Raw genomic sequence first — 5,764 nt, 5'->3', positions numbered from 1 at the left:
GGGGTGTCGGAAGAATAAATAGAAATAATCTCCTGTCTCCTGTCTCCTGTCTCCTGTCTCCTGTCTCCTATCTCCCGACTCCTGATAGCTAAAAAACTGAGGTAAATTCCAGAAAAATAATTAATTTTTCCCTAAAAAGTAGCGAAAACTACAAAAAACATCTAAAAAGTAGCGAAAGTTACAAAAAATCTGCTAACCTAGCCGTAATATCACACAGATATTCGTAGAAAGATTCCCGAAAATCTCCTCAGCAAAAACATCCGTGTGAAGTAGCTAATATTGTCAGCGAGGTTAGTTCAAGATCATCATGTCAAATTTAGGACGACGTAAATTTCTCCTGTACGGTTCTGCCGCTTTGGGAACCAGTATTCTGTTAAAAGCTTGCGGTGGCAATCAAAACCCAACCCCAACGGCCAGACCTAGCCCAGCTGCTAGTCCCGCCCCGGCTTCTGGAGAGACAATTAAGGTGGGTATTCTGCACTCCCTCAGTGGCACCATGGCCATCAGTGAAACCAGCGTAGTCGATGCGGAAAAACTGGCGATCGAGGAAATCAATGCCGCCGGTGGTGTTCTTGGTAAACAGATCGAGGCAGTGGTGGAAGATGGCGCTTCCGATTGGCCAACTTTTACCGAAAAAGCCACCAAACTGATCGACCAGGACAAAGTTGTGACCGTCTTCGGTTGTTGGACTTCCGCCAGTCGTCAGGCGGTTTTACCCGTATTTGAAGCTAAAAACCATATGCTCTGGTATCCCGTCCAGTACGAGGGTCAAGAGTGTTCTAGAAATATCTTCTACACCGGTGCCGCACCTAACCAACAGATCGAGCCAGCAGTGACTTGGTTGCTGGAAAATAAAGGGAAAAAATTCTTCCTCGTCGGTTCCGACTACGTTTTTCCCCGCACCGCCAACACGATCATTAAAGAGCAGTTAAAGGCGAAAGGCGGCGAAACCGTGGGCGAAGACTATCTACCCCTAGGTAACACGGAAGTTACCCCGATTATTACCAAAATTAAGCAAGCTTTACCCGATGGCGGCGTTATTTTCAACACCCTTAACGGTGACAGTAACGTGGCTTTCTTTAAACAACTGCAAGCGGCCGGTTTAACTCCCGATAAATATCCGGTCATGTCGGTGAGTGTTGCCGAGGAAGAAGTTAAACAGATTGGTAAGGAATATCTCCTCGGTCAATACGCTTGCTGGAACTATTTCCAAACCGTAGATACCCCCGCTAACAAAAAATTTGTTGAGGCTTTTCGAGCTAAATACGGTCCCGATCGCGTGACCAATGACCCCATGGAAGCGGCCTATATTATGGTCTATCTCTGGAAGCAAGCGGTGGAACAAGCGGCAACCGCCGATGATCTCGACAAAGTTCGCGCCGCAGCCGTAGGACAGAAATTCGATGCTCCCGAAGGACCGGTGGAAATGTTCCCCAATCATCATATCTCCAAAACCGTCCGCATTGGTCAGGTGAGAGATGATGGTCTATTTGACATCGTTTGGTCAACTCCGGGGGTAGTGGATCCGCAACCTTGGAACCAATTTGTCCCCGAAACTAAGGGCTTTGCCTGTGACTGGACTGATCCGGCCAAGGGCGGTAAATTCAAAATGGAAAAATCCTAGTTTTAGTAATTTTTCCAGACAATAACGAGGGTGAGGTGGACATTACTGTTCACCCCACTTTTTAAAGCTTAAAAATGCACAGGAATAACGAAAAGTGTCAGCATTATTGGAAGGATTATTTAATGGTATTAGCATCGGTTCTGTGCTATTGCTGGCCGCTTTAGGACTAGCGATTGTCTTTGGACTGATGGGGGTAATTAATCTCGCTCACGGTGAGTTAATGATGTTAGGGGCCTACAGTACTTTTGTGGTGCAAAATGTCTTTAAAGGTTTCGGTTCTCCCTTCTTTGATACTTATGTTTTATTCGCCCTACCGATCGCTTTTTTAGTGTCGGGATTGGCGGGATTATTATTAGAAAGGGGGGTGATTAGGTTTCTCTACGGCAGACCCCTAGAAACGCTGCTGGCCACTTGGGGAGTCAGCTTAATTCTGCAGCAATTTGTCAGAAGTGTCAACGGCTTATTAGTAATTAGTTTAATAGTTTTCTGTCTCTTATTTTTTGGGGCTATGAAGGTGTTAAGTCGTCGCCTAGATTGGGAGATAATTCGCAATTTAGCTATCGGTATCACCCTCCCTTTATCCCTAGCTATCGCTGGATTATTAGGGTATCTTTTATCTTTTAATCCCGTTCTCGCTAGACCCTGGTTTAGTGCCAGAAACGTCGATGTCACCGCTCCTGTTTGGTTACGGGGAGGTTTACCTTTACTGGGTTTTCAAATGCCCTACACCCGTATATTTATTATTATTTTAACTGCCATTTGTTTGTTAGGGACTTATTGGTTTTTAAATAAATCTTCTTGGGGTTTACGCATTCGTGCCGTCACCCAAAATCGCCAGATGAGTGCCTGTTTAGGCATTCCAACCAATCAAGTGGATGCTTTGACTTTTGCCCTCGGTTCGGGATTAGCTGGAGTTGCTGGTTGTGCGATTAGTTTCTTAGGTTCCGTCGGTCCAAATGTGGGACAAAATTATATCGTTGATACCTTCATGGTAGTGGTCGTGGGGGGAGTGGGTAATCTCCTAGGAACTATTATCGCGGCCATGGCGATAGGTGTGGCTAATTATTTAATTGGTTCGGGAACTTTTGCTCTGATATCTGGTTCCGTAGAAGCACTAAAACCCCTAACGGATTTCTTCACCTTTTTCTCCACCACTAGCATGGCAAAAGTGATGATTTTTGCTTTAATTATTGCTTTCTTGCAATTCAAACCTGCGGGAATTTTTCCTCCTAAAGGACGTACTGCTGAGTTATAGATTATGATGACCGAAACCATCACTAGAAACGAATCCCGACAACGGGAAAAGAAAAAGTTAATCACGGAAATCGCTGTTATCGTTGGATTGGTGGTTATCTTTGCGGTGTTTTTGCCCTTAGCTTTGTCGGCCTTCCGCTTGCGTTTATTGGGGCGATTTCTTTCCTTCGCTATTGTCGCTTTGGGGATAGATTTAATCTGGGGTTATACCGGTTTATTAAGTCTTGGTCATGGTATCTTTTTCGCCCTCGGTGGTTACGCTTTGGCCATGTACCTAAATCTTCAGTTACCCCCTGGACAAATGCCCGAATTTTTTACTCTCTACGGGGTGACAGAATTACCTTTTATTTGGCAACCTTTTTATTCCCTACCTTTGACAATTCTAGCCCTAATTATTGTACCAGCGATCGTGGCAGGATTATTAGGTTATTTAATCTTCCGCAATCGCATTAAAGGGGTTTATTTCTCGATTTTGACCCAAGCGGCTTTACTGGTATTTTTTAACTTTTTTAACGGTCAACAAAAGTTAATTAACGGCACTAATGGCTTAAAAACCGATACCCAAACAATTTTCGGGTTGCTGGTGGGTTCCGATGCCGTTCAAGTGGCCTTTTATTTACTCACAATTGTCTGTTTACTGGCTATTTATCTACTCTGTCGTTGGTTAACTACAGGCCGATTTGGGCGCTTGTTAGTCGCCATTCGCGATGATGAGGTGCGGGTTCGTTTTTCTGGTTATGATCCTACTTGGTTTAAGGTGTTAGTTTTTGCCATTTCTGGGGCAATTGCCGGTGTTGCCGGCGCTCTTTACACCGTGCAAACGGGAATTATCACCCCTAACTCTATGGATGTGGCTTTTTCCATTGAAATGGTGATTTGGGTGGCTGTGGGGGGACGCGCTACCCTTGTGGGGGCAGTTATCGGTACTTTACTGGTACGCATGGCCCAAACTTTTTTAAGCGAACAATTTCCGGAAGTCTGGGTATTTTTCCAAGGGGCCCTATTCCTAATTGTGGTGACAGTGCTTCCCGATGGTCTTCTCGGTGGTATTAAACGTTTGCTGACTCATTTTGGTTTCCGCAAAACTTTAATTACCTATCCTAGTATTGAGGAAGATCCGGAAATGCAACTGGAAAGAGAAGAATTAGAGCATAAGTGACCTTAGCTATCAGTTATCAGTTATCAGTTATCAGTTATCAGTTATCAGTTATCAGTTATCAGTTCACTGATTACTGTTTACTGTTCACTGTTCACTGAAAATACTTCCCCACTCCCTCTTAGAAATTATGACTGGAAAAATCTTAGAAATCGAGAATCTTACCGTTAGTTTTGGGGGTTTTAAAGCTCTCAATAATCTTAATTTCAGTATGGATACGGGAGAATTACGGGTGATTATCGGTCCCAATGGTGCGGGAAAAACCACTTTTTTAGATGTGATTACGGGGAAAGTGCAACCCACCATCGGACGGGTATTATTTAAAGGTCGAGATCTCCGCAAAATTCCTGAATATGCGATCGCTCGTTTAGGTATTGGTCGCAAATTCCAAACTCCTAGGGTATATTTAAATCTAACTGTGCGAGAAAATCTCGATTTAGTTAGCAACCGTAATAAAAATGTTTTCTCAACTCTTTTCGGTCGTCCTCCGCTAGAAGATAGCAGAAAAGTTATTGGTTTATTGGAAACTATCGGTTTAACTGCTAAAGCTGATTTATCCGCTTCTTTACTTTCCCACGGGGAAAAACAACGCTTAGAAATTGGTCAATTAGTGGCCCAGTCACCAGACTTACTGCTAGTAGATGAACCCGTGGCAGGATTAACCGATGAGGAAACAGAAAACGTGGGCAATTTGTTGTTAAATCTAGCGGAAAGTCATTCAATTATTGTCATTGAACACGATATGGAATTCGTCCGTCAAATTGCCCGTAAAGTCACGGTTTTACATCAAGGAACCGTTCTCTGTGAGGGGAATATGGAGCAAATTCAAAATGATCCGAAAGTTATTGAAGTTTATCTAGGTTCCTCGGAAGAATAAAAAGTCAAAGGATTAAAATTAGTTAAAAAGGGTTGACAATGTTACACATATCTGATCTCAATGTTTACTACGGAGAAAGTCATATTTTAAGAAATGTTGATCTTAACATTAATGCGGGAGAAATGGTCTGTTTAATTGGACGTAATGGCGTGGGTAAAACTACCCTATTAAAAACCCTAATGGGTATCTTAAAACCGCGAGCGGGAACAATTAATTATGAGCAAGAAAACCTGATTAATAAAACCTCAGATCAAAGAGCCAGATTAGGACTGGGTTATGTGCCGCAGGGGAGGGATATTATTCCCCGTTTAACGGTAAAAGAGAATTTAATTCTCGGTTTGGAAGCTTTACCCACAAGGAGAAAAAATGCCACAATTCCCGAAGAAATCTTCGATTTATTTCCCGATTTAAAAACCATGTTATCGCGGATGGGAGGGGATTTAAGCGGGGGACAACAACAGCAATTAGCCATCGCTCGCGCCTTAGTGGGGGAACCAAAATTATTGATTTTAGATGAACCCACGGAAGGAATTCAACCGTCAATTATTCTCGAAATTGAAGCGGCGGTGCGGCGTATTGTTGCCAGCAAAGGAATCGCCGTTTTATTAGTAGAACAACACCTGCATTTTGTCCGTCAAGCTGATCGATATTACGCCATGCAGAAAGGGGGAATTGTTGCTTCTGGTTTCACGAGCGAATTAAGTCAAGAAGTCATTCAGCGATTTTTGTCGGTTTAAACTTAACTTTTTTCTTGATAAGTAGGTAGGCGTTAAAAATTATCAGACACCCCCCTTATCAAGGGGGGATTAAGGGGGTATCGGCACCCCCCTTATCAAGGGGGGATTAAGGGGGG

5 protein-coding genes are annotated in these 5,764 nt (G+C 43.4%); all 5 read left to right on the top strand.

Annotated features, from left to right (window positions below; genetic code table 11):
- Positions 1–307: 307 nt before the first annotated feature.
- The 5 genes from urtA (at position 308) to urtE (ending at position 5,648) form a co-directional block, all read left to right on the top strand.
- Positions 308–1,624 carry an urea ABC transporter substrate-binding protein gene (urtA, locus tag IQ242_RS15075; protein ID WP_193960521.1) on the top strand — a complete coding sequence of 439 codons (1,317 nt, stop codon included), beginning with the start codon at positions 308–310 and terminating at the stop codon, positions 1,622–1,624.
- A 94-nt stretch (positions 1,625–1,718) separates the two neighbouring features.
- The gene (locus tag IQ242_RS15070) at positions 1,719–2,879 is read left to right on the top strand and encodes a branched-chain amino acid ABC transporter permease (protein WP_193960520.1); all 1,161 of its coding nucleotides are present in this window, start codon (positions 1,719–1,721) and stop codon (positions 2,877–2,879) included.
- Positions 2,880–2,882: 3 nt separating this feature from the next.
- Positions 2,883–4,037 (top strand): urea ABC transporter permease subunit UrtC, encoded by a 1,155-nt coding sequence (gene urtC, locus IQ242_RS15065; protein ID WP_193960519.1) that lies wholly within the window; start codon positions 2,883–2,885, stop codon positions 4,035–4,037.
- A 127-nt stretch (positions 4,038–4,164) separates the two neighbouring features.
- Entirely contained in the window at positions 4,165–4,911 is a 747-nt protein-coding gene (gene urtD / locus IQ242_RS15060; RefSeq protein ID WP_002732385.1) for an urea ABC transporter ATP-binding protein UrtD, read from the top strand.
- Positions 4,912–4,949: 38 nt separating this feature from the next.
- The gene (urtE, locus tag IQ242_RS15055) at positions 4,950–5,648 is read left to right on the top strand and encodes an urea ABC transporter ATP-binding subunit UrtE (protein WP_193960518.1); all 699 of its coding nucleotides are present in this window, start codon (positions 4,950–4,952) and stop codon (positions 5,646–5,648) included.
- Positions 5,649–5,764 lie beyond the last annotated feature (116 nt).

Origin of the sequence: Microcystis sp. LEGE 08355 (assembly GCF_015207185.1) — a bacterium.
In the GTDB taxonomy this organism is placed as follows: domain Bacteria; phylum Cyanobacteriota; class Cyanobacteriia; order Cyanobacteriales; family Microcystaceae; genus Microcystis; species Microcystis panniformis.
The sequence above is the reverse complement of the archived record's forward strand: the minus strand, read 5'-3'. Positions and strand labels throughout refer to the sequence as shown.

Excerpts from the sequence above, each read along its gene's own strand:
- urtA (WP_193960521.1), top strand. The coding sequence starts at position 308 with ATGTCAAATTTAGGACGACGTAAATTTCTCCTGTACGGTTCTGCCGCT.
- urtC (WP_193960519.1), top strand. The coding sequence starts at position 2,883 with ATGATGACCGAAACCATCACTAGAAACGAATCCCGACAACGGGAAAAG.
- urtD (WP_002732385.1), top strand. The coding sequence starts at position 4,165 with ATGACTGGAAAAATCTTAGAAATCGAGAATCTTACCGTTAGTTTTGGG.
- urtE (WP_193960518.1), top strand. The coding sequence starts at position 4,950 with ATGTTACACATATCTGATCTCAATGTTTACTACGGAGAAAGTCATATT.